The sequence below is a fragment of the Pantoea sp. KPR_PJ genome, from assembly GCF_041386365.1.
Classification (GTDB): Bacteria; Pseudomonadota; Gammaproteobacteria; order Enterobacterales; family Enterobacteriaceae; genus Pantoea.
The window spans coordinates 711,436-732,993 of record NZ_JABMIK010000001.1; the positions used below are offsets into that span (position 1 = coordinate 711,436).

Below are 21,558 nucleotides of genomic sequence, written 5' to 3' on the forward strand. Positions count from 1 at the left end.
ATTGTCAGGCTCGAACGGACCAGGCAACAGCACCACAGCCCTGCATGAGGGGCAGGCCTTGCTGTGAGATAAGTGCCGGGTATAACGCTTATTATTAGCGGCGCGCCACTAGTTTTAACAAAATAATAACACCCATCCCTAAAACTCAGGAAAATAGTCTGATCTGACACTTTGCTGCCGCTATACAACACGGTGAATCAGGGTTATTGTTACGTGCGTTATTACACCACAGGAATGATATTCCCGCTGCGTAAATACCAACGTTATATATACCATGCTGAAATGATGACATTGAGAAAGTGTGCAATATTGCAACGAAGCATGCACCACATCTATTCAGTGACAGGCGCTGTTTTAAATAGCGCCGGTGCTGGCGTGCAGGGAGAACAATTAATAATAACTTTCAGACAATTAGTACAGTTACTCGTCTCTCCAGTCAGACCCGGCTTTCCCCGTCGCGATGCAAAGCCGCGCCGTCCGGGCTTTCTGGCGCAGTCGTGCTATTATTTACGCCAGCCAGAAAAATCCTGTTCTATTTCAGCCGAAAGTTGCACCACGGCCGCTGGCGGCGCTGGAGTTTATTTTTTAACGTAATAAATAAGGTTCTTCTGCAATCTGGCTTATTTCATTTATCTATTTTTTACCGTAAACTGCGCGCTTTACATATTTAGATTCGTTAAGGGCTATATCCATGAGTGATGCGCTAAAAGCATTGAATAATCTTCGTACGCTGCGCGTTCAGGCACGAGAGGTTGAACTCGACGTATTAACAGAGATGCTGGAAAAATTCTCTGTTGTGGTGGCTGAGCGCCGTGAAGAAGTGAATGCTGAGCAAGCCGCACAAAAAGAAAAAGCAGAGAAGCTGGCGTTGTATAAAGAGATGCTGATGAAAGACGGCATCGATATTTCTGACCTGGCAGAGCTGACACAGAGCGAAAAAAAACCAAAATCGAAACGTGCGCCGCGTCCAGCCAAATATAAATTTACCGATGAAACCGGTGAAACCAAATTCTGGACGGGCCAGGGCCGCACGCCATCACCGATTAAAAAGGTGCTGGATGCAGGTGGTTCTCTGGATGAATTTCTGATTTAACGATAAGGCGCTGACACTCAGCGCCTTTTTTATGTCTTTCTTCAGCGCTTTGCCCGCCGCCTCGACAGGCCGGCGATAACAGTGCAGGCGGTCAGGCCTCACAGAGAGGCAGGAACAGCAGAAGGCGGCCAGAGGCCGCCTGAAGAGAAGCTGGACGCGATCAGACGGCAGGCAAACCGAGGTTTTCACGCAGCGTAGCGTGTGCATACTCCGCCGGGAACAGACCGCGACGGCGCAGCTCCGGGATCACCAGCTCAACAAACAGATCGAGCTGGTCCGGCATAATGGCGGGCATGATGTTAAAGCCGTCAGCACCGCCCTGCTCCAGCCATAGCTGAAAGTCATCGACAATATCTTCCGCCGTGCCGACGATCACGCGATGTCCACGCGATCCCGCGGCAATAGCTGCCAGCTCGCGCAGCGTCAGGTTTTCACGCTTCGCCATATCGGTCATCAGCTTCACGCGGCTCTGGTTACCCTCGCCCAGCGGCACGTCCGGTACCGGACCATCCAGCGGAAAGGCGGACATATCCATGCCAAAGCGCAGCGAAAGCTGTTTGATGCCGTTGTCGATGTCGACCAGCGTATTCAGCTCTTTCCACAACGCCTTTGCTTCCTCACGCGTGCGGCCCACAATCGGCATAACGCCCGGCATAATCACAACGTGATCGGGGTGACGACCGGCGGCTTTAACCTGCGCTTTCTGTGACTGATAGAACGTCTGCGCCTCTTCCAGACTTGCCGCAGCGGTAAAGACGACTTCGGCGGTTTCAGCGGCAAGTTTCTGGCCATCGGCAGACGATCCTGCTTCGATGATCACCGGACGGCCCTGCGGTGAGCGCGTGATATTCAGCGGGCCCTGCACCTGAAAATGTTCGCCAGCGTGATGGATGGGGTTAATTTTATCGTTAATGAAATACTGACCTGACGCAGCGTCCGGCTGAACCGCCCCCTCCTGCCAGCCTTCCCACAGCTTACTGGTCACCTCCAGAAATTCCCGCGCACGCGCATAGCGTTCAGCGTGATTCGGCATATCGCTGCGGCTGAAATTTTTTGCTACGTCAGTTGAGAAAGAGGTCACGACGTTCCAGGCGGCACGACCACGGCTGATGTGGTCAAGCGAGGAGAAGGTGCGCGCCATGGTAAAAGGATCGCTAAAGGTAGTAGACGCGGTAGCCGCCAGGCCAATACGTCGGGTATTCACGGCAACCGCCGACAGCATGGTCAGCGGCTCCAGGCGCGCCATGGTGGACGGCAGGCGGTACATGCTGGTTGCCAGCGCGTCGCCAACGAAAAAGAGATCGAACCGTCCAGCTTCTGCTTTCTGTGCGAGGCGGATCAGCCAGTCGATGTCGGTCGGTGCGCCCAGCTCTTCGGTCAGGCGCCAGCCGCTGACGTGATGTCCTACCGGCTGAACGAAAAGACCCAGACGCAGACGCGTTTTTGCTGATGAGCTGTCCATATTGATTCCCTGATGATGATAAGAGCCGTCTTTGGGCGGCTATGAAAAGTGATCGGTGGCGGTCAACGCTTTTTCCAGCGCCGCGGGTGAAACCTCAAACGGCAGGCGTGCGGCGCTGGCTGCCGGAAAACGAATCTCCCCGGCCAGCTGGTGCAGCGCTGCCGCGCGATCGCCCGGCAGTGCAGGCAGCCGCAGCGGCGCATCAAAGCGCCGCAGCAGCGCGACCAGCACCGCGTCAGGCTCGCCCTCCGGCTGCTCCATAAAGGACTGAACCAGCAGGCTAAAACCGACTTTCTCGCCGTGCAGCCAGGGGTGCAGTGCAGGGAGGTGCGTCAGTCGGTTATGGATCGCATGGGCGAAGCCAGGCGTCGGTAGCGTATCGCGCATGCTGTTCGCCAGCCCAGCCAGCACGATATTTGCGTCGATAATGCGCTCAAGCGCGAAGGTCACCTGCTGCTGCTGGTTGGCCTCAACGGCCGCGTCTCCCCACTGCTGGTAGGCATCAACCGCGCGCTGCGCGGCCATAACCTTCAGATCCAGCGCCAGGCTGTCGGGATTGTGCCGCTGATAGGGACGAAATTCATACCATTTTGCCAGCGCATCGACGATGCCTGCCTTCAGATATCGCACGTCGCTCCGTGCAATGACTTCGCTGTCCACCAGAACCAGCGCTGGCATATTACGCAGCGGCTGGCTGCGCTGGTGACCGCCCTGCGCGTCATAGATAATCGCAATCGGTGACCAGGCGGCGCAGGTGGCGGCAACGGTCGCGAAGTTAATGACCGGGATCGTATCCAGCCTGTCGCCTGCGGCTTTTGCGCAGTCCAGCACGCGTCCCCCGCCAACGGCAAGAATTGCCTCCGCCCCCTGCGCAAGCGTATTGGCCTGAAGCTGGTCGATCGCCTCGTCAGTACATTCGCCGGCGAGATACTCCAGCTGCCAGCGAATTCCCTGGCTTTCCAGACTGTGCATCAGTTCAGGGTTGACCGCCTGCCAGGCACGCGGTGATGTCAGAATACGCAGATGGGTGGCTAGCGGACGGATATGCTCCCCGGCCTGCGCGCGGATCCCGGCCTGCTGAAGATAGGCTTGCGGCGATTTAATGGCTAACACGGTGTGTCCTGCGGTTAATCCGATTGCACCTGAAAATGCTGCGCAAACAGAGGGATAGTGAAGTTAATTTTCGCGCGATGTCTGTAGGGCATAGTACGATAAACGCCAATTTAAGCAATGTAAAAACCCACCATCTTTCTTCACAAATTTGCATTAGCTTAGCTACATTTCAGATATAGCGGCCGCGGCTTTTATTGCTACTCTGCTGACTCTGTTTGTTTTATTACGGAGATGCCGATGCGCCCTACCCGTTTTCTGGCGGTGACGCCGTGAGCCTGACCACCCAGCTCAGCGAGCTTATCCACCACTTACATCCGGATCACGCTGCGCGCCAGCGCGCCCGCGAAGGCGTGCAAGATTTTCTCGCCGTCAGCTGGCCAGTGCTTAACCGCCAGGTTCCGGACAGCGGCCTGCCGCTGCTACGGACTCACTACCGCGACGGTGGGCCTGCGTCACGGGCGCTGCTGCTCGGCTATGCCGGACACGCGCTGGATTACGATGACTTTCATGCCGATTTTCGCGGTCACCCCAGTGTGGTGATTCTGCCCGCGCTACTGGCGTGGGTGGCAGACACCGGCGCGTTTGATGTCACGCGCTTTCTGGACGCTTACGCGGTTGGGGTCGAGATGGCGGGACGGCTGGGGCTGGCAATGACGCAGCGCCATTACACCCTGGGCTATCACAATACCGCCTCACTCGGGACGCTGGCCGCCGCCGCGGCCCTGGCGCGCTTTACCCAGGCTGACGCACATCAGACATCGGTGCTGCTGGGTATCGCTGCCACTGAGGCCAGCGGGTTGCGCGCCCAGTTTGGCTCTGCGGTCAAGCCGCTGCATGCGGGCTTTGCCGCCGAGCGCGCGGTGCGAGCCACCCAGCTGGCGCTGGCAGGATTTCGCGGACAGGCCGACGGCGTGCTGGAGAGCTTTCTCGCGATCGGTAGTGCAGATGAGGCGCAGCCGGAAAAACTCAGCGAAAGCTGGGGAGCACCGTGGCGCATCGTTGAGCCAGGTCTGGAATTTAAGCCTTTCGCCACCTGCGCCGGGACCCACAGCGCCGCTGAGGCCGCGCGCGCGATCCGCGAGCGCTGGCCCGATTCGCCTGATGCGTTACTGTGCGCCATCGATCGCATTACGGTGGCTTTTCCACCCGGTGGTGATATTGCCGCGTCGGTGCGGCAGCCGCATAACGGCATTGAAGCGCGTTTCAGCCTTGAATATGTTATCGCCGCCATGCTGATTTACGGCGATGTACGAATGGCGGACGTTGCGGAAGGTGAGGTGAATCCGCAGATTATGGCGCTGGCAGCAAAAGTCAGTCGCCAGCCTGACGAGAATGCGCCCCCTGACGCACATGATCCTTCACTGCGCTTTCATGAGGTCACGCTGTTTCTCAAAAGCGGCGAAACCCTGCGTGAGCGCCGTACGCGACGGCAGTCGCTGGCGACGCCGGTGGATGTCGCAGGTAAGCTACAGGCAGCGCTGGCTGATGACAGTAAACTGCATCGTCACAGCCAGCTCGCCGGGGAGCACGACCTGCGTGGCATGGTTGAAAAACTGACTGCCGCGCTATAGCGCGGCGTTATGCACTGGCCGGTGGGACAAAAGCGGCGACCGGCGGCACCTCGCCAGCAAAAAGCCTGACGTTGACCACGGTTATCTGCCCGGTGCAGCCCTGCGCCAGCGATGAAGTACCAATGTCCTGCGTCAGCACGTTAGGGTTTCCGTGACGGCAGAGCGGACGCGCCGCAGCCGGATCGACAGGATCGTACCAGGCCCCCGTTGGCAAACGCACTACGCCAGGTTTGACGGTTACCGTCAGCCGGGCACTCGCCAGCACGTGCCCTCGCGCATTGTACAGCTCAATCACATCCTCATCGGCAATGCCGAGCCGCTGCGCATCCTGCGGGTTAAGGCTGCATATTTCACGCCCGTTGCGTTTGCCGCTGCGGCTGTAATCGCCGAAATCGAGCTGGCTGTGCAGCCGTGTTTCCGGCTGGTTAGCGATCAGCCAGAAGGGATAGCGCGTTGAAGGCTGCTCGCGCGGGGCGCGCCATACCGGATGACCGGGACAGTCTACATAGCCAAAACGGGCAATGGCCTCAGAGTAGATCTGAATTTTGCCCGCTGGGGTCGGCAACGGATGCGCGTCAGGATCGGCGCGGAACGCCTTCATCATGCGACCACCGTCATGCAGCTGCGGCAGTTCGATCACTCCCTGCTGCCAGAAGGTGCTGAAGTCGGGCAGCGTTACCCGATGTGCCGCCAGTTTTTCCTGAAGCTGACCATAGAGGTGCACGAGCCAGCCGCGCGCGTCCCGCCCCTCAGTGAAGGCGGCTTCGCGTCCCAGACGTCGCGCCAGCTCGCTGAAGATCTGATAATCGTCTCGTGCCTCACCATAGGGTGCGGCCACCGGCTGCATCGCGATCAGATGGCGATCGGTGGGTGCACCACCGATATCCTCGCGCTCCAGCGTCATGGTGGCGGGCAGAACAATATCCGCATGCCGCGCCGTGGCGGTCCAGGCGTTTTCATGGACAATCAGCGTATCAAGACGGCAAAAGGCCTGACGCAGCCGCGCCAGATCCTGATGATGATGGAACGGGTTTCCGCCTGCCCAGTAGGCCAGCCTGATATCGGGATAGGTGAGATGGCGACCATTATAGTGAAAGCGTTCACCGGGATTGAGTAGCATATCCACAATGCGCGCGACCGGAATAAAGCGATCGATACCATTCTTGCCCTGCGGCAGCGCCGGAAAGCTCACCAGATTATGATGCTTACCGTAGTGCCCCAACGCACCAAGCGCATAGGTAAACCCGCCGCCGGGCAATCCCGGCTGGCCGAGCGCGGCCGCCAGCACCAGACCGAGCCATACCGGCTGTTCGCCGTGCTCAGCGCGCTGCAAGGCGTGCGCCACAGTGATCAGCACTCGCCTGCCGTGCAGCGCCTGAGCCAGCGTGCGGATCTGTTCTACCGGCACGCCGCAGATCGCCGCGGCCCAGCCAGCATCACGCACGACACCATCTTCTTCGCCCAGCAGATAGTCTTTCATCTGCGGCCAGCCGTGAGTGTAGCGCGCCAGGAAAGCGTCGTCGGTCAGCTTTTGCACCGTCAGCTCATGCAACAGCCCAAGGATCAGCGCGGCATCGGTACCCGGCGTAATCGGCAGCCATTCACCCCCCGCCTCACTGGGGAGATCGCTCTCCAGTGGACTCACTGAGATAAAGCGTGTGCCGCGTCGGGCAGCGCGCAGCATAAAGCCGCGCTCAGTGTGTTCGCTCAGCCCGCCGCTGGCCACCTGTGCGTTTTTCAACGCCAGCCCACCAAACGCCAGCACCACGTCGCTGTGCTGCGCAATCGACTCCCAGCTGACGCCGCGCCGCGCAATTTCATTCATATCACCAACGATATGCGGCAACAGCACCGAGGCCGCGCCAGAGCTGTAGCTGTTAACCGAGCGCACATAGCCGCCCATAACGGTATTAAGAAAGCGGTGCACCTGACTTTGCGCATGGTGAAAACGGCCAGCGCTCGACCAGCCGTAAGATCCACCGAAAATTCCCGCCGGGCCATACGCCTCTCCCACGCGGCGCAGCTCCTTTGCGACCAGGGTGCAGGCCTCTTCCCAGCTGACCGCGACATAGCTGTCCAGCCCGCGACGAGCGTCTGCGCCCGGCCCGTTTTCCAGCCAGCCGCGCCGCACCATCGGACGTGCCACGCGCGCCGGATGGTTCAGCGCGTTGGGCAAGTTTCCCAGCAGCGGGCTGGGATCGGGATCGGCGCTGAAAGGTGCAATCTCTAATGACTCTCCGTCACGGCGCGCGCGAAATGCGCCCCAGTGTGAGCTGTGCATCACATCGGTCATGGGTTACCTGCAGAATAGCAGCCGATGCTCAGAGCACCGTTGCGATAAAGTTACGCACGCGACCGTTACTGGGATCGTCGAGCACCTGTTGTGTGGGTCCGGCCGCGACAATTTTGCCGCTCTCCATAAATACGATGTTGTCGGCTACTTCACGCGCAAAGCCAATTTCATGGGTCACGATCACCATCGTGATGCCGGAATGCGCCAGCTGTTTGATCACCTGTAACACCTCGCCCACCAGCTCCGGATCAAGCGCTGAGGTCGGTTCATCGAACAGCAGCACGCCGGGATCCATCGCCAGCGCGCGGGCAATCGCCACGCGCTGCTGCTGGCCGCCAGAGAGGTTTTGCGGCCACTCCTCTTCACGGCCCGCCAGACCGACCTGCTGCAACAGCGCGCGCGCTTTTTCCATCGCCTGCTGCCGCGGCGCTTTCTTCACGCGAATCGGCGCGTCAGCGATGTTCTGTAACACGGTGCGATGAGGGAAGAGGTTAAACTGTTGAAACACCATGCCGACATCGCGACGCTGGCGCGCCACCTCGCGGCTGCTTAGCTCGTGCAGCGCCTGCCCTTTTTGCCGGTAGCCGACCAACTCGCCGCCGATGCGAATAGTGCCGCCGTCCAGCTTCTCCAGGTGATTGATACAGCGCAGCAGCGTCGATTTGCCGGAGCCGGACGGGCCGAGGATCACCGTGACCGAGCCGGCCGGTAAATCAAGGTTTACCTCATCCAGAATCGTCACGCCGGAGAAACGTTTCGTCACGTTGCGCAGAGCAATGGCCTCAGCCATGGGTGATCCTCCTTTCGCTACGCGTCGGCGTAACGCTGTTTAGCAGCGTGCGCAGTAGCGTGCGCTCAGGGCCGCGCGCGACGCCGCGTGAGAAATAACGTTCGATATAGAACTGCCCAACCGAGAGCACTGAGGTCATTAACAGATACCAGAGCGTTGCCACCAGCAGCAGCGGGATCACTTCATAGGTGCGCTGGTAGATAATCTGCGCGGAAAAAAGCACATCCTGCAGCGAGATAACCGAGACGACCGCCGTGGTTTTTAGCTGGCCGATCACCTCATTCCCTGCCGGAGGCAGGATCGCGCGCATCGCCTGCGGCAGAATGGTAAAGCGAAAGATCTGGGCCGGACGGTAGCCAAGCGCGCGCGCCGCCTCAAGCTGGCCATTGCCTACGCTCTGGATCCCGGCTCGTACGATTTCAGCGGCGTAGGCAGACTGGTGCATCACCAGTGCAATCACGGCGGCGCTGAACGGACTGATCAGCGCGTTGGACTGGGCGCTCCAGAGTTCGCCTGTGCCCGGTAAAGAGAGGGAGAGCGTGGGATAGAGCGCAGCGATGTTGTACCAGAGAAACAGCTGGACCAGCATCGGCACGCCGCGAAAGAACCAGGTATAGGCCCAGCTCACCGCCACCAGCACCGGGTTAGAGGAGAGGCGCATCAGCGCCAGCACTGTGCCAAACGCGAACCCCAGCACCACGGAGATGGCCGTCAGCTGGAGCGTCATTAACACCCCCTGCAGGATAGAGGCCTCTGTAAAATTTTCGGCAATCACCCCCCATTCAAAGCGCGGATTGTTGATCATTGAATGCGCCATGGCGACCACGCACAGCAGCACCAGCAGTGCGCTCAGCCAGCGGCCATAGTAGCGTTTGCCAACGATACGCAGTTCGTCACGCGGGTCTGGGGTATAATTCATTGAAAGATATCCTGATTACGTTTTGCCTCTTTCACCGCGCCAAATCCGATACTCCAGCGATCGAGGATCTTCTGGTAGCTGCCATCTTTGATCAGCGAGTTCAGCGCGGCCTGCACCGCGGGCGCCAGTGGCGATTCTTTTGGAAAAGCAACGGAAACCGGTGCGTCGTTCACGCTGATTTCACCGCTCAGGGTGAGCGGCTTAATCAGCTTCGCCTGCCAGGTCAGACCTTCATAAGGCCCAAAGAACATCGGCACGCGACCGCTGACGACCGCCTGCACGCCGGCCGGGCGATCCGGGAAAACGGCAATTTTGATCGGCGGTTTACCCGCACCTGTACAGGCTTTGCTCGCCTCTTCCAGACGGGTAATCTGCGTGGTGCCAGCCCCGGCGCCAACCTCTTTGCCGCAGACGGCGTCGAAGGTGGTAAACGGCGCAATGTTGGCCGATTTCAGCGAGATAATGCCCAGCCGACTGGCGTTGTAGTAGCCGACAAAATCCACCTGCTTCAGGCGTGCTGGCGTGGCGTTGATGTTTGACAGCGCCACGTCATAACGGCCTGTTTTCAGGCCTGGAATGATGTTGTCGAAACCGCCGGTGTCTCGCCACTGCACCGCCACACCGAGCCGTTCTCCCACGGCATTCATTACGTCAATCTCGCGGCCCGCCAGAGTTTTATTGTCTTCTTTATAGAAGGTCGTCGGTGGGGTATTCGGGTTAGTGCCAGCAACAATATATCCACGCTGGAGAATATCAGCCGGCAGCAGGTTCTTGAGTGCAGGATCGGCTGCGACGTGTAATGAGCTGTCGGTAGGCACCGAATTTTCAGCGGCGAAAGTGCTCTGGGCAGCCAGAGCGAGAGCGATAAGGGTAATGCCATGCGTGAGTTTCACTGGAACCTTTCTCCTGATTTGATAAACCCCTTGCGGGTAAATGTGCAGCCCGAATAGCGCTTCGCAGACCTAACGGGTTATTTTCAGCGCGGAATTACCCTCCATACGGCTGGACGGCTTCATTCTCAGTGAGGATATGCAGCCTTAACAAATGCGAAAAAACACTATCCATTGTTGAAATCTGGCATTAGGCACGACCGTGCAGGCTGAATGTGCATGACGGGGCAGGTACTGGCAAAAAAGGCGGCAGTCGATTTGCCAGAAGCTGACAAAGTGAGGATATAACTTATTCTGCTTCCGTCTTAAAACAGACGACATTTTCAGCACCCGGCTCGCGCAGCTGAGCCTCCGCAGGGGCCTCGATCCCCGCCTGGCTCCCTGTTCAGCCCGAGGCAGGTTTCTTTCTGCTTCTCTTTTTAGTGCCCGGCACTGTGGCCTTTTCACCTCAGAAGACAGAAATGTAAATCTGCCGACCGTAACTATACAATGATAATCATTATCACTATCATACGCATTTACTTACAAACATTAACACCACAGGGAGAAGGTTTAAGTGAATGTAACGCCTTATTTCAGAAAACACCCATGCGCGCTGCTGATGGCTGGACTGCTGGGGGCCTCAGGCGTCAGTGCCGCAGAAGAGATCGAGAAGCTGGCAGATGATGAAACCATGCTGGTAACTGCCGAGCAGATCCTGAAGCAGCAGCCGGGTGTCTCTACCATTACGGCAAAAGATATTGAAAAAAGCCCGCCGGTAAATGACCTCGCCGATATTATCCGTAAAATGCCCGGCGTGAACCTGACCGGCAACGGGGCCAGCGGCAGCCGCGGCAACAATCGCCAGATCGATATTCGCGGCATGGGCCCTGAGAACACGCTGATTTTAATCGATGGCGTTCCCGCCTCCTCACGCAACGCGGTGCGCTACAGCTGGCGCGGCGAGCGCGATTCACGCGGCGATACCAACTGGGTACCGCCTGAAATGGTGGAACGTATTGAAGTTATTCGCGGCCCGGCGGCGGCGCGCTATGGTTCTGGCGCAGCCGGCGGCGTGATCAATATTATTACCAAACGTCCCACCAACGACTGGCACGGCTCACTGTCACTGTTCACCAACCAGCCAGAAGATGATAAAGAGGGGGCCACCCGGCGCGCTAACTTCAGCCTGAGCGGGCCACTGGCAGGTGAAGCGCTGACCATGCGGCTCTACGGCAATATCAACAAAACCGATGCCGATGCCTGGGATATTAATACCGCGCAAAACGGTTCCTATGCCGCCGGGCGTGAAGGCGTGCGCAATAGAGATGTAAATGGCGTGCTCTCATGGAAGATCAATCCCGAACAGATCCTCGATTTTTCCTATGGCTATAGCCGCCAGGGCAATATTTACGCGGGCGATACGCAAAACAGCAACGGCAACAACAGTGCTAACGGGCTGGTCGAGTCGCTGGTGGGCAGCGAAACCAACCGTCTCTATCGTCAGTCTTATGGTCTCGCACACAACGGCATCTGGGACTGGGGCCTGTCAAAGCTCACGTTTAACTATGAAAAAACCAACAATACGCGCCTGAAAGAGGGCTCGGCGGGCAGTGTTGAAGGGATGATTAACAGCGAGGACTATGCCACCAGCCGCCTGCAAAGCTATCGCAGCAACGCGGAGATAAATTTCCCGCTCGACTGGCTGCGTGAACAGACGGTGACGCTGGGTGCGGAGTGGAATCACGACAAGCTTAACGACCCTGCCTCCATGCAGGCCTCAAACCAGAGCGGCGTCACCATTGGCGATATCAGCGGCAATGCGGCGGATCGCAGCAGCACCAACAGCGCGACGTTGAGTTCGCTCTACCTCGAAGACAATATCGCCGCAACCGACACCACCGAGGTGATCCCCGGCATCCGTTTTGACTATCACAATCGCTTTGGCGCGAACTGGAGCCCGAGCCTGAATCTCTCGCAAATGCTGGGCGATGACGTCACGCTGAAGGCCGGTATCGCACGTGCGTTCAAAGCACCTAACCTTTATCAGTCGACAGAAGGTTATCTGCTTTCATCACGCGGCAACGGCTGTCCCAAAAATCTCTCCAGCAGCTGCTATCTGACGGGCAACAGCGATCTCGATCCCGAAGTGAGCATTAATAAAGAGCTGGGCCTGGAATACACGCATGAGGGCTACGTCGCGGGCATCACCTGGTTCCGTAACGACTACAGAAATAAGATCGTCTCTGGCCGCGCGGTAGCGGGCATCGCGTCGAATGGAAACGATATCCTGCGCTGGGAGAATGCGGGCAAAGCGGTGGTGGAAGGACTGGAAGGCAACCTGACCCTCCCCCTCATTGCCGATACGCTGGAATGGCGCAGCAATGCGACCTATATGCTGAAGTCGGAAGATAAAGAAACGGGCAATCCGCTCTCTGTTATTCCGAAATACACCATTAACTCGCAGCTTGAGTGGCAAATGACGCGCAATCTGTCTGGCAATATTAACTGGACGATGTATGGTCGACAAAAACCGCGTGAGTTTTCAGAGACGCGACTGGAGGCGCGTGGGATGTCCACGCGCGAGACAGGGGCGTACTCCGTGCTGGGCCTTAATTTCAATTATGCGCTGACTAAAAATTTACACGCGAATGCAGGGGTTAATAATGTGCTGGATAAACGCCTCTATCGCGCAAATGAGGGGGCCTCTACCTACAATGAACCGGGCCGGGCCTATTATGCGGGTCTGACGTACGATTTCTGATCCCATTCTGGTCGCGCGTGGTCAGCGTGCGCGACCCTTTTGCCCCGGGTGAAAATTCTTTGTAGTGACTGACCGTCACTAAAAATCTTTTTATCAGCGCTGTTCAGGCGTTTTAGTCATCTCGCACGAGATTGACGTAAGACTTTTCCTGGCATATCCGTCCAGGTATAATGCGCCGCTATTGTAATGTAACTGATTAATTCAATGGCAAATATCGACCCTCATTTAGAACATTTAAAACGCTGCCTGAAAAAAGAAGTGATGGTTTCTTCGGGGACGTTCTCGTGGGTCAAAACCATCCATAAAGCGTTTAAATGCCCGGGCAGACGCTACTATTTCTGGTGGCGTATTGCCAATTACCTCTATCTGAGTAAGCGAAACCGCAAAATCGCGATTCGCATGGCCCGCAAGCTGCGCAATAAATATGCCTGTGATATTCATCCCGGTACACAAATTGGGGTGGGTCTGCGTATCTCTCATTTCGTGGGCATTGTCATTTCCCACCGCTGTATTATCGGTGAAAATTTCCACATCAAACAGAATGTTACTATTGGCGTTCGGCATATTAACCAGTCTGGTCATATCCACATTGGTAATAAAGTTGAGGTGGGCGCCAATAGCTGCATTATCGGCGACGACATCACTATCGGTAATAATGTGTTGATTGGCGCGATGACGTTTATCAACAAGGATGTGCCTGATAACTCGGTAGTGATGAACAAAAAAGAGATGACCATCCTGCCAGTTAGCCGTTAACTCTCCCTCTGCTCCCTGCCTGCTACGGCGCGCCTGTTTACTTTCTGTCGCTCACGCTGGCGGGGCCTTACTGGCCCTCTGCGCCTGTTGAGCAACGCGCAGGCAGGCCTTTATCGGCGCGCCTGAAAATCGCCATTTATCCAGATGAAAAGCACAGCACGTAGCGTTATGATGCGAGCGCAGGGGAACCCTGCGTGGTGAGCCGCGACTGTGTTCTGGCGAAGAAAAAAGCAGACTGAAGCACAGGCACCGGTTTCAACGCCAGGCTACGCTGAATAAACCTATCATTCAGGAGAGTTAAGCCCGTGAAATTTGAAAATCAGGATGCATTTAAACTGGCAGTCGCCTACATGGAGCGAAAAGAGAACGTCACTGGCATTACCGTCTATTTCAAGTCATTCATTGAAACGTATCAGAAATTTGACCGCTGGCTGAGCGCTGCCGATCCTGTGCAGGCCGTTGAAGATGAGAAAAAAGCAGCGAAAGCCAACCCCGACTCCCTGCTCTGAGCTGCTCACCGGAGACAGACGCGTAGAATGGCTGACTGCTCTTGACTCGCCTGTCTGACGTTACTTTCGCCCGGCACTGTCTGGGCGTTAGCCGTTTGCGCGTGGTCTGACGGGCGCATTCGTCGCTTATCATCCTCTTCCGTTTTGTGCTTAACTTCTGCTCTACATTTTCCTGTATGTGATAAAAATGCACTATTTTAATGAATTAATGGGCTTTATTGAGGGCAACGTCGCGCTTTCTGCCACCTTCAATGTGATTGTGCTGATCTTCGCGGGCATGATTGCTCATTTGATCTGCAAGTTTTTTGTCGTCAAGGTGGTCAGGAAGGTATTTTTCAGCGCCCACAAAAAAGATGTCCCGCTGGACAAAGATGTCAGGATTTCGGAGAAGCTCTCGAACTTTATTCCGGTCATCACCGTTTATTATCTGTTGCAGTTTATGCCGGAACTGCCCGAGCATTTGCAGATCGCTATCAAAACCCTGTGTGGCATTCTCTTCTTTGTCTATTTGTCGCTGTTCTTCAATGAAGTGCTGGAGATTATCAATAACTCCTATTCGAAAAAGTCAAAGCGCAAAAATCACTCGATTAAGGGCTATATTCAGATCGGTAAAATACTGGTGCACATTATTTCAGCGATTATGATCCTGGCGATCATGTCGAATAAATCACCGGTGATTATTATTTCCAGCCTGGGTGCAGCGGCGGCGGTGTTGATGCTGGTATTTCAACATACCCTGCTGTCGCTGGTGGCGAATATTCAGGTTTCATCCAACGACGTGCTGCAACTGGGTGACTGGATTGAGATGCCGGACAAAAATCTCAGCGGGGAAGTTACCGATATTGCGCTGCACACCATCACGATTCGCAACTGGGACAATACGATTTCTCGCATCCCGACCAAAAATTTCTTAACTGAAACCTATACCAACTGGCAGGCGATGTTCTCCTCCGGCGCGCGACGTATTATGCGCAGCTTTTATCTCGATCTGGATTCCGTCACCTTTGTGAATCAGGAAATGTTGCAATCCATGACCCAGCTGCGTGGGGTCAGTGAACCGCTTACGGCGCTGCTCGACGGTCGCGATCTCAGTGCGGTGGGCGATCGCTGGTTTGTCGAAAACGGCATGACGAATCTGACCGTGTTTCGTCACTATCTGACGGCCTGGCTGTCGCAGCGTGACGATATTCGCAAGGATATGTACATCGTGGTGCGCGCTTTAAAATCCTCACCCGATGGTCTGCCGATTGAGGTTTACTGCTTCACCTCATCAACGCTGTGGGCAGATTATGAAAACTCGCAGTCATCAATTTTTGAATATATTTATGCAGTGGCTGACTACTTTTCTCTGCGTATTTATCAGCATCCGTCTGGCGCTGATTTCTGGCGTTTATCGCGCGATCGCGCCCAGACATCACGTGAAAACAACGCACCTGTTGCCTGAAACCTGTGGCATTTTACCGCTCTCTTTATGCCGCTGCACGCAGCGGCATATCGCTCTGTCACGATATAACCCGCAGATAAGCCTTACATTTCCGTGCCGCCAGCCCTTTGCATGCGGGGCATGGCGGACTACGCTTAGAACGTGGCTAGCTAGTCCTTTTATCTCATGGATTGCAGACAGGAGTACTAACTATGACACAACAGAAATACAGAGGTGGTGCCGGTAATTTTGCTAACGATCCGCAGCGCGCTAAAGAAGCGGGCAGTGCAGGAGGCAAAGCCAGCGCAGGCAACTTCAGGAAGGATCCTGAAAGAGCCAGGGAAGCGGGACGGAAAGGCGGCAAAATCAGTCGACGTCCACCAGGTAATTCTGAATAAGGCTGCCTCAGGAGGTGGTTCGCCATGGACCGGCACTTTTGCAACCGGGACGAAATAAAAAAGGCCGCCCTGAGGCGACCCGACAAAACAGGCGTGCCCCACCCGGCGCTTATCTCCGGCACTCGCAGTGGCTTAGCTCTTGAAGGGGCTTAAGAATAGTCTCATAAAACAGCCTTTCGCCTTTACCTTTTCCTGCTAATGGTATTATTAGCCTGCTAACTGAGGCGCAGTTCCCTGCTCTCCCCCTCCTTTTCCCCCTCTGTGATTACTGCAATAGTAGCTACACTAAGTCAATCAACAGCGATTTTTTGCTGTTGCACCTAATCAGTGAGGTCAAGCCTATGCCTTCCGCACAGTTCTATATCCTTGACAAACCAGAGTTCTCCTTCACCTGCGACTACCATCTGGACAGCGTCGCCGATCGCGCGTTTGAGTCGCGCATGCTGCTTGAGATTCAGAAGGAGAATCAGCCAGTCGAGGTGTTCAAACCGCTGAGCATTGGTCAGGCGCTGGTTTTTGTCTCGCCTAGCGGCGAAGCAAAAAATCTGTTTCTTATCAGTGAGACGGCTACCCATTTCATCTTCTCGTCTCGTGCCTGAGGTTACGCTACTCTGGCTTGCCAGCAGGTGTTGAACCTGTGTCAGCTACCCTTCTGGCGGGTGTTATCGCAGCCTGCCTGCACGCTGACAAAGTCCCTTCTTTTGCGTTCCGGCTTTGTCTGGCGGTAGCCATAGTGCGTGAGAGGCAATGCGCACACTCAACCCTGATAATTTTCATCCCATTCATGCTCACACATTATCGCCGGTCAGATAAAAAAGCTGACTGGCGTTTCGCTTTTATTTGCGGTGCACGGCGCCTGCCCGTTCGCTTAAAAAGCGATGTTTATCGCAAGCCTGTTCATCTATACTTTTGCCGATATTGTTATCAGGAAAGAGAGAGATGCCGGATCCATTTGAAAACCTGTTACAGCAAGAGCTGGATCAGATAAACCTTGCCGAAAACCGCAACGACCGCCCTTATTTTGATGTCTCCTTTATTAAGCAATATCCTGGTCTTTACGGTCTGATGTGTTTCCTGTTTGTCATTACGATGGGCGTGCTGCTCGGTTCTTCACTGTTTGGCACCATTGAATATATCGTCTGCTGCGCGATATTTGCTGTCTGTAATTTCTTTTTCTTTTTTCATATCAACCCCTCCTACAGAGTTAAAGATATTGATAAAGGTGCGCTGAAAAACTGCTATACCGGCGACTGGTACAGAGAGATTCACGTGCGTGAAGCCTTTATCACCTCTCTGCTGTCAGGCAGTGTGCTAAGCGAAGAAGAGAAAGTGCGTCTGAAGAATCTGTATGTGAAGAAAGGGTATCTCTATTTCGCTGACCTTTACCGTCTCAGACGTTAAGGGGCGATGACCGCAGGAATAATCTTCAGGCTGTCTTTCCTGTGCTAAGCTTTTTCACGTTACCGGTGAGACGAGGGGAAACAGAGAACATGTCAGACGAAAGGATTACCGATATTGTTATAGGCGAGGCCGTTATGCAGTTAGTCAGTATGGGCGCTGACATCTCATGGAGCGCCGTAACGCGCAGGATACAGCATCAGCTGGAAACGGAACAGGACAGCGAACGCGCAGAGGCGATGCAGCGCGCCATTATTAAAATGCGAAATGAACTCCGTGCTCACCGTATACCCGAACAGCTACTGAGCTATCCTCCTGCTGAAAGGCTACTGCACTGATGGCGTTACTCTGCACGGATGCCCCTCTCTCAGAATATTCTTCTTCTGTTCCTGAAGGCTTTCACTGGTGCGCGGATGTGCCAGGATTGGTTTTCATGTGGAATTTGAACAGGAGAGAATCATGAAAATCTGGATTGCCCTATCACTTGTGGCCGCTCTGAGCTGCTCCGTTATGGCATCACAGGGCCAGTTTGAGCTTGCCGCGCCAGCGCATACCAGCGAAGCGGCAAATCACTGATTAAATCCCTGTATCGTCCGGCGTGCGGCCTACAACGATCTCCAGGCAGTGGCGCAGCACGTCAAGCTGTACAATATCCGTGGTGCTTTCCAGCTCTGCGATAAGATAAATAATAATTGCCTTGCTGGTCACTCTGTTGCCGCGAATAACAATGTCGCGAATAGCCGCATCCAGTACGCGTGTTTCCGCCTCCAGACGGTCACCTGCTCCGCGAAAATGGTGAATAATATCGGCTTCGGTAGAAGTGATGCGCTGCGCGTTTGAATTAGTTGGCATAATCTGTTCTTGTATGTGGGCTCGCGAGTCATACGCGCAGCACTGATGGAAAAAAATTATTGCCAGGTGAAGCCGATAAGATCCTGACAACCTCAATAAAATGTACGCCCTGTGCTAAGGATTACCGGCTGAATAACATGCCAATAAGCAGATGGAGCTGCTGCTCCTCTTCCGGACCCGTCGCCAGTTCCAGTCGACGAATGAGCCGGGAGCAAATGGCTTTACGATTCAGGTTATGGCCTGCACGCAGAATTTCCGTAACAACCTGACCAAGCGTTTCCTGCTGTGATGGCTGAGCGGTATTGCTGGTAAAGCGTCCGGTATCCGCAATAACGGTGTTCTGGCGCATAGTCAATCCTTATCGTTTACAAGTGATGGAATTGTGATCAGTACTGGCTGAGATAAAGTTATACAATCCGCGTAAATTTGTACAGGTATTCTGTGGCTGTACAACAATTTTTTTTGTGCAAAAAGTGCTATATCCTTCGAAGAGGCCTTTCAGCCGGGCTTTCACAGTCCAGGAGGGGAAAGGTAAAGTTGTACAACTTTGTAGAAAAATGTGCAGGAAGGGCTGACGTTAAAGAGAAGAGAGAGAGTCATCCCTGACGCTGATCTCCGGCCGGAACGCGTTTATCACGCGCCCGATAATGAGGTTACCTTTCATCGTCGTTTTCCGGCCGGAGCCGGACTACGTCCTCGCTGTGTCTTCCATCATCGTCCTGGCCCGCCACTGTCAGCCAGTGTAGTTGGGACTGCGTTCGCGTGTCGTAGTGTTGGTATCTCTGAAGCCAGCGTCTGGCCTCGGAAATTTCAGCCAGCTTATCGGCACGCGTTTCAGTTTCCGCCATCAGGTTCAGCTCAGCAATGAGCGTTTCAACGCTTACTTCCTTCTCACCGAGAGCCAGGCTGACAACTGCTTCACCGATAACGGCATGGCCTTTCTCATCGTTGTGAAATAACACGTAACCTCCTCCATTTTCGAATTAACGATAACCTCACTTCTCATATTAGTGGTTGATACCTGGTTCAGATTTTATTTTTGTAAAGAGTAGGGATGGCAAAAAGAGGATGCCGTAAATATCAGGCAAAATTTACAAAGTGATATAGCGGTTTACTCAGCGAAGGACAGCATCGAAGGCGACAATAAAATTGTTTAAATAACATAGACTTGAGAAGAAATCTTCAGTAAAAATTCACCAGCGCAAAGATAGATTTCATCGGTTCTTTCACGCATGAAAAACAATAGCTTTAGATTAACCCTAAATAAGCATAAACAGGGTGCCTCAATTGGCTTATTCCCTGCTATAGCTGGTAAACTGGTAGCGACAATCACGAAAAAACGGAGCATTTATGCTTACCACAATAATATATCGCAGTCATATTTCTGATGACGTGCCTATCAAAACGCTTCCCGCCATGGTGGATAAGGCCAGCAAGCTGAATGCTTCACATCAGGTAACAGGCATACTGCTGTTCAACGGCACCCACTTTTTCCAGATTCTGGAAGGACCGGAAGCGGGTGTACTTGAAATCTATAACAATATTTGCGCTGATAAACGCCATCACAATGTCGTGGAACTGATGCGTGACTATTCCCCCTCGCGTCGGTTTGGCAATGCGGGTATGGAGCTGTTTGACCTGCGTCATCACGACCGTTCAAGTGTGCTGCAGGCCGTGCTGGATAAGGGCACGTCACGTTTTCAGCTGACCTATGACGATCGTGGACTGCAATTTTTGCGCACCTTTGTCGAGTCACGCGAAAAAGAAAACTACTTTGAAGTTCCCCCTGTTGAGTACTGGGACTTTATTGCCGATCAGACCAGCACACCCGAAACCTTGCAGAATCATCCTGATGTCACGTTCCATCCTGTGATCGATCCGCTTGGTCGGCAGGTAACGGCAATCGAAGCAATCGCCACCGTTGATTTGGCCGCCCTCGCAGAAGGCACGGAGAAATACCAGGCGAGTCTGGCAGCTGTCTGCCAGGCATTTACACAGGCAGGAAGAGCCTGCCCGGACGGCATGCCGCTTTATGTCAGCATTCTGCCCATGACGCTGGTGGTGATTCCGGATGCGGTCAACATTATTGTTGAGGAGATCCACCGTGCCGATCTGGTGCCTGAACAGGTGATTATCGGCGTCAGTGAAACCGAGGTCATTTCACAGCTTGAGGCGTTTTCCACGGCGGTCAGGCAGCTTAAAGAAGCGGGCATCAGCCTGTCGATCGATAACTTCGGTGACGGCTCGGCCGGGCTTTCGATGCTGACCCGCATCCAGCCCGATCGTATCCGTATTGATGCCGGTATTATTCGCGACGTACATCGCAGCGGCCCCAGGCAGGCTGTCGTTCAGGCCATTATCAAATGCTGTTCTGCCCTCGAGATTACGGTGATTGCTGCAGGCATTGAGCGTCCCGAAGAGTGGATGTGGCTGGAAGCGGCAGGGGTTATTAATTTCCAGGGCCGCCTCTTCACCCGCACGGGCGCGGCAGTGGCCTGGCCTGAACTCCGCGACGCAATCTGATCTGTTTTCACGTCATTACGGGCAAGGATCGCTCGTTCTGGGCCTGCCCTGCTCTGTTATCCCCCCGCTAAAATCGGCTATGCTGCTGCGCAGTCTTTATTCTTCAAGGAGCCACAGGTGACTGAACGCGTTTATTACACCAGCGACGCGCTGGAGATGGAAACCGACGTTGTGAGCTGCACGCGTCAGGAGGATGGCCGTTTTCATGTCGTGTTATCTGCCACGCTGTTTCATCCTCAGGGCGGCGGGCAGCCTTCTGACAGAGGCACTATCAATGGCGTTCCTCTGCTTCAGGCGATACAGGATGGCCATACGCTGGTTCATATTATGGAAGGTCCCGTGCAGCCGGGTAAAGCCCATCTCCTGGTGGACGCAGAAGTGCGCAATCTACACACCCGCTACCACTCAGCGGGCCATATTATTGGCCTGGCCGGTGAAAAATTTGGCTGGCTGGGGGTAAAAGGCAACCACAAACCTGGTGATGGCCGTATTGTGTTTGACGCTTTAGCAACGCCTGAACCGATGACGATAGAGGCGCTGGCGACTGAGATCGGAGCGCTGGTTCAGCGAAGTGAATCGCGCATCATCACCGAGGCTGAAGGCAAGCGGCTGGTCACATGGGGAACGCTGAAGCCGTATGCCTGCGGGGGCACGCATGTACTCAATACGGCCGAGATTGGTGACATCCGTCTTATCAAAATGAAAGAAAAAAAAGGCCAGCTTTCAGTACAGTATGAGCTGGATGCCTGACGACGGGCGAACGCGCTGTCCTTCAACGCAAAACATCGTCCCCTTCACAATGTATATGCCCATGGCTGAGCTACT

Annotated in this window: 22 protein-coding genes; 13 read left to right on the plus strand and 9 right to left on the minus strand. The window is 54.9% G+C overall.

Annotated features, from left to right (window positions below; translation table 11 throughout):
- Positions 1-213 precede the first annotated feature (213 nt).
- Together HP564_RS03350 and HP564_RS03355 are read left to right on the plus strand one after the other, a co-directional pair.
- Positions 214-594: a hypothetical protein gene (locus HP564_RS03350; protein WP_371240160.1), complete on the plus strand. Its 381-nt coding sequence runs from the start codon at positions 214-216 to the stop codon at positions 592-594.
- A gap of 97 nt (positions 595-691) precedes the next feature.
- Entirely contained in the window at positions 692-1,093 is a 402-nt protein-coding gene (locus tag HP564_RS03355; RefSeq protein ID WP_371240162.1) for an H-NS family nucleoid-associated regulatory protein, read from the plus strand.
- Positions 1,094-1,253: 160 nt separating this feature from the next.
- On the opposite strand, the gene HP564_RS03360 is transcribed toward HP564_RS03355, so the two are convergent.
- On the minus strand, positions 1,254-2,555 hold the full coding sequence (locus tag HP564_RS03360; protein WP_371240164.1) for an LLM class flavin-dependent oxidoreductase: 1,302 nt from the start codon (positions 2,553-2,555) through the stop codon (positions 1,254-1,256).
- A gap of 39 nt (positions 2,556-2,594) precedes the next feature.
- On the minus strand, positions 2,595-3,668 hold the full coding sequence (locus HP564_RS03365) for an iron-containing alcohol dehydrogenase family protein (RefSeq protein ID WP_371240166.1): 1,074 nt from the start codon (positions 3,666-3,668) through the stop codon (positions 2,595-2,597).
- 269 nt (positions 3,669-3,937) lie between these two features.
- Between HP564_RS03365 and HP564_RS03370 the strand changes: the two genes are divergently transcribed.
- A complete protein-coding gene (locus HP564_RS03370) occupies positions 3,938-5,239 on the plus strand; it encodes an MmgE/PrpD family protein (protein ID WP_371240664.1) in 1,302 nt (433 codons plus the stop codon).
- A 7-nt stretch (positions 5,240-5,246) separates the two neighbouring features.
- Here the strand turns inward: HP564_RS03370 and HP564_RS03375 are convergent, their stop codons facing one another.
- From HP564_RS03375 to HP564_RS03390, 4 genes are read right to left on the minus strand one after another with little or no spacing between them, the layout of a single operon-like run.
- Positions 5,247-7,532, minus strand: a complete 2,286-nt coding sequence (locus HP564_RS03375; protein WP_371240168.1) for a molybdopterin-dependent oxidoreductase — start codon at positions 7,530-7,532, stop codon at positions 5,247-5,249.
- A gap of 28 nt (positions 7,533-7,560) precedes the next feature.
- Entirely contained in the window at positions 7,561-8,322 is a 762-nt protein-coding gene (locus HP564_RS03380) for an amino acid ABC transporter ATP-binding protein (protein ID WP_371240170.1), read from the minus strand.
- The gene (locus HP564_RS03385; RefSeq protein WP_371240172.1) at positions 8,315-9,241 is read right to left on the minus strand and encodes an amino acid ABC transporter permease; all 927 of its coding nucleotides are present in this window, start codon (positions 9,239-9,241) and stop codon (positions 8,315-8,317) included. Before HP564_RS03385 ends, HP564_RS03380 begins: the two co-directional genes overlap by 8 nt.
- Positions 9,238-10,134 carry an ABC transporter substrate-binding protein gene (locus HP564_RS03390; protein WP_371240174.1) on the minus strand — a complete coding sequence of 299 codons (897 nt, stop codon included), beginning with the start codon at positions 10,132-10,134 and terminating at the stop codon, positions 9,238-9,240. Before HP564_RS03390 ends, HP564_RS03385 begins: the two co-directional genes overlap by 4 nt.
- Before the next feature lie 598 nt (positions 10,135-10,732).
- Between HP564_RS03390 and HP564_RS03395 the strand changes: the two genes are divergently transcribed.
- The 8 genes from HP564_RS03395 (at position 10,733) to HP564_RS03430 (ending at position 17,696) form a co-directional block, all read left to right on the plus strand.
- A complete protein-coding gene (locus HP564_RS03395; protein ID WP_371240176.1) occupies positions 10,733-12,874 on the plus strand; it encodes a TonB-dependent siderophore receptor in 2,142 nt (713 codons plus the stop codon).
- A 261-nt stretch (positions 12,875-13,135) separates the two neighbouring features.
- Positions 13,136-13,630: a serine O-acetyltransferase gene (locus tag HP564_RS03400; protein ID WP_371240666.1), complete on the plus strand. Its 495-nt coding sequence runs from the start codon at positions 13,136-13,138 to the stop codon at positions 13,628-13,630.
- 305 nt (positions 13,631-13,935) lie between these two features.
- The gene (locus HP564_RS03405) at positions 13,936-14,139 is read left to right on the plus strand and encodes a hypothetical protein (protein ID WP_371240178.1); all 204 of its coding nucleotides are present in this window, start codon (positions 13,936-13,938) and stop codon (positions 14,137-14,139) included.
- 187 nt (positions 14,140-14,326) lie between these two features.
- Positions 14,327-15,583 (plus strand): mechanosensitive ion channel family protein, encoded by a 1,257-nt coding sequence (locus HP564_RS03410; protein ID WP_371240179.1) that lies wholly within the window; start codon positions 14,327-14,329, stop codon positions 15,581-15,583.
- A gap of 191 nt (positions 15,584-15,774) precedes the next feature.
- Positions 15,775-15,960 (plus strand): general stress protein, encoded by a 186-nt coding sequence (locus HP564_RS03415; RefSeq protein ID WP_371240181.1) that lies wholly within the window; start codon positions 15,775-15,777, stop codon positions 15,958-15,960.
- 341 nt (positions 15,961-16,301) lie between these two features.
- Positions 16,302-16,559: a hypothetical protein gene (locus HP564_RS03420; protein ID WP_371240183.1), complete on the plus strand. Its 258-nt coding sequence runs from the start codon at positions 16,302-16,304 to the stop codon at positions 16,557-16,559.
- A gap of 340 nt (positions 16,560-16,899) precedes the next feature.
- Entirely contained in the window at positions 16,900-17,361 is a 462-nt protein-coding gene (locus tag HP564_RS03425; protein WP_371240185.1) for a YlaC family protein, read from the plus strand.
- A gap of 89 nt (positions 17,362-17,450) precedes the next feature.
- Positions 17,451-17,696 carry a hypothetical protein gene (locus HP564_RS03430; protein ID WP_371240187.1) on the plus strand — a complete coding sequence of 82 codons (246 nt, stop codon included), beginning with the start codon at positions 17,451-17,453 and terminating at the stop codon, positions 17,694-17,696.
- Positions 17,697-17,934: 238 nt separating this feature from the next.
- Here the strand turns inward: HP564_RS03430 and HP564_RS03435 are convergent, their stop codons facing one another.
- The 3 genes from HP564_RS03435 to HP564_RS03445 form a co-directional block, all read right to left on the minus strand.
- Positions 17,935-18,210, minus strand: a complete 276-nt coding sequence (locus tag HP564_RS03435) for a biofilm development regulator YmgB/AriR family protein (RefSeq protein ID WP_371240189.1) — start codon at positions 18,208-18,210, stop codon at positions 17,935-17,937.
- A gap of 121 nt (positions 18,211-18,331) precedes the next feature.
- Complete coding sequence (gene ycgZ / locus HP564_RS03440) at positions 18,332-18,559, minus strand: regulatory protein YcgZ (protein ID WP_371240191.1); 228 nt, start codon at positions 18,557-18,559, stop codon at positions 18,332-18,334.
- Positions 18,560-18,863: 304 nt separating this feature from the next.
- Positions 18,864-19,172, minus strand: coding sequence for a hypothetical protein (locus HP564_RS03445; protein ID WP_371240193.1), 309 nt, complete (start codon positions 19,170-19,172; stop codon positions 18,864-18,866).
- Positions 19,173-19,560: 388 nt separating this feature from the next.
- Here HP564_RS03445 and HP564_RS03450 point away from each other — a divergent pair, with 388 nt between their 5' ends.
- Together HP564_RS03450 and HP564_RS03455 are read left to right on the plus strand one after the other, a co-directional pair.
- Complete coding sequence (locus HP564_RS03450; protein ID WP_371240195.1) at positions 19,561-20,733, plus strand: diguanylate phosphodiesterase; 1,173 nt, start codon at positions 19,561-19,563, stop codon at positions 20,731-20,733.
- 117 nt (positions 20,734-20,850) lie between these two features.
- Positions 20,851-21,483, plus strand: a complete 633-nt coding sequence (locus HP564_RS03455) for an alanyl-tRNA editing protein (protein WP_371240197.1) — start codon at positions 20,851-20,853, stop codon at positions 21,481-21,483.
- Positions 21,484-21,558 lie beyond the last annotated feature (75 nt).

Excerpts from the sequence above, each read along its gene's own strand:
- HP564_RS03355 (WP_371240162.1), top strand. The coding sequence starts at position 692 with ATGAGTGATGCGCTAAAAGCATTGAATAATCTTCGTACGCTGCGCGTT.
- HP564_RS03360 (WP_371240164.1), bottom strand. The coding sequence starts at position 2,555 with ATGGACAGCTCATCAGCAAAAACGCGTCTGCGTCTGGGTCTTTTCGTT.
- HP564_RS03375 (WP_371240168.1), bottom strand. The coding sequence starts at position 7,532 with ATGACCGATGTGATGCACAGCTCACACTGGGGCGCATTTCGCGCGCGC.
- HP564_RS03380 (WP_371240170.1), bottom strand. The coding sequence starts at position 8,322 with ATGGCTGAGGCCATTGCTCTGCGCAACGTGACGAAACGTTTCTCCGGC.
- HP564_RS03385 (WP_371240172.1), bottom strand. The coding sequence starts at position 9,241 with ATGAATTATACCCCAGACCCGCGTGACGAACTGCGTATCGTTGGCAAA.
- HP564_RS03395 (WP_371240176.1), top strand. The coding sequence starts at position 10,733 with ATGGCTGGACTGCTGGGGGCCTCAGGCGTCAGTGCCGCAGAAGAGATC.
- HP564_RS03400 (WP_371240666.1), top strand. The coding sequence starts at position 13,136 with ATGGTTTCTTCGGGGACGTTCTCGTGGGTCAAAACCATCCATAAAGCG.
- HP564_RS03410 (WP_371240179.1), top strand. The coding sequence starts at position 14,327 with ATGCACTATTTTAATGAATTAATGGGCTTTATTGAGGGCAACGTCGCG.
- HP564_RS03415 (WP_371240181.1), top strand. The coding sequence starts at position 15,775 with ATGACACAACAGAAATACAGAGGTGGTGCCGGTAATTTTGCTAACGAT.
- HP564_RS03420 (WP_371240183.1), top strand. The coding sequence starts at position 16,302 with ATGCCTTCCGCACAGTTCTATATCCTTGACAAACCAGAGTTCTCCTTC.
- HP564_RS03425 (WP_371240185.1), top strand. The coding sequence starts at position 16,900 with ATGCCGGATCCATTTGAAAACCTGTTACAGCAAGAGCTGGATCAGATA.
- HP564_RS03430 (WP_371240187.1), top strand. The coding sequence starts at position 17,451 with ATGTCAGACGAAAGGATTACCGATATTGTTATAGGCGAGGCCGTTATG.
- HP564_RS03435 (WP_371240189.1), bottom strand. The coding sequence starts at position 18,210 with ATGCCAACTAATTCAAACGCGCAGCGCATCACTTCTACCGAAGCCGAT.
- ycgZ (WP_371240191.1), bottom strand. The coding sequence starts at position 18,559 with ATGCGCCAGAACACCGTTATTGCGGATACCGGACGCTTTACCAGCAAT.
- HP564_RS03450 (WP_371240195.1), top strand. The coding sequence starts at position 19,561 with ATGCTTACCACAATAATATATCGCAGTCATATTTCTGATGACGTGCCT.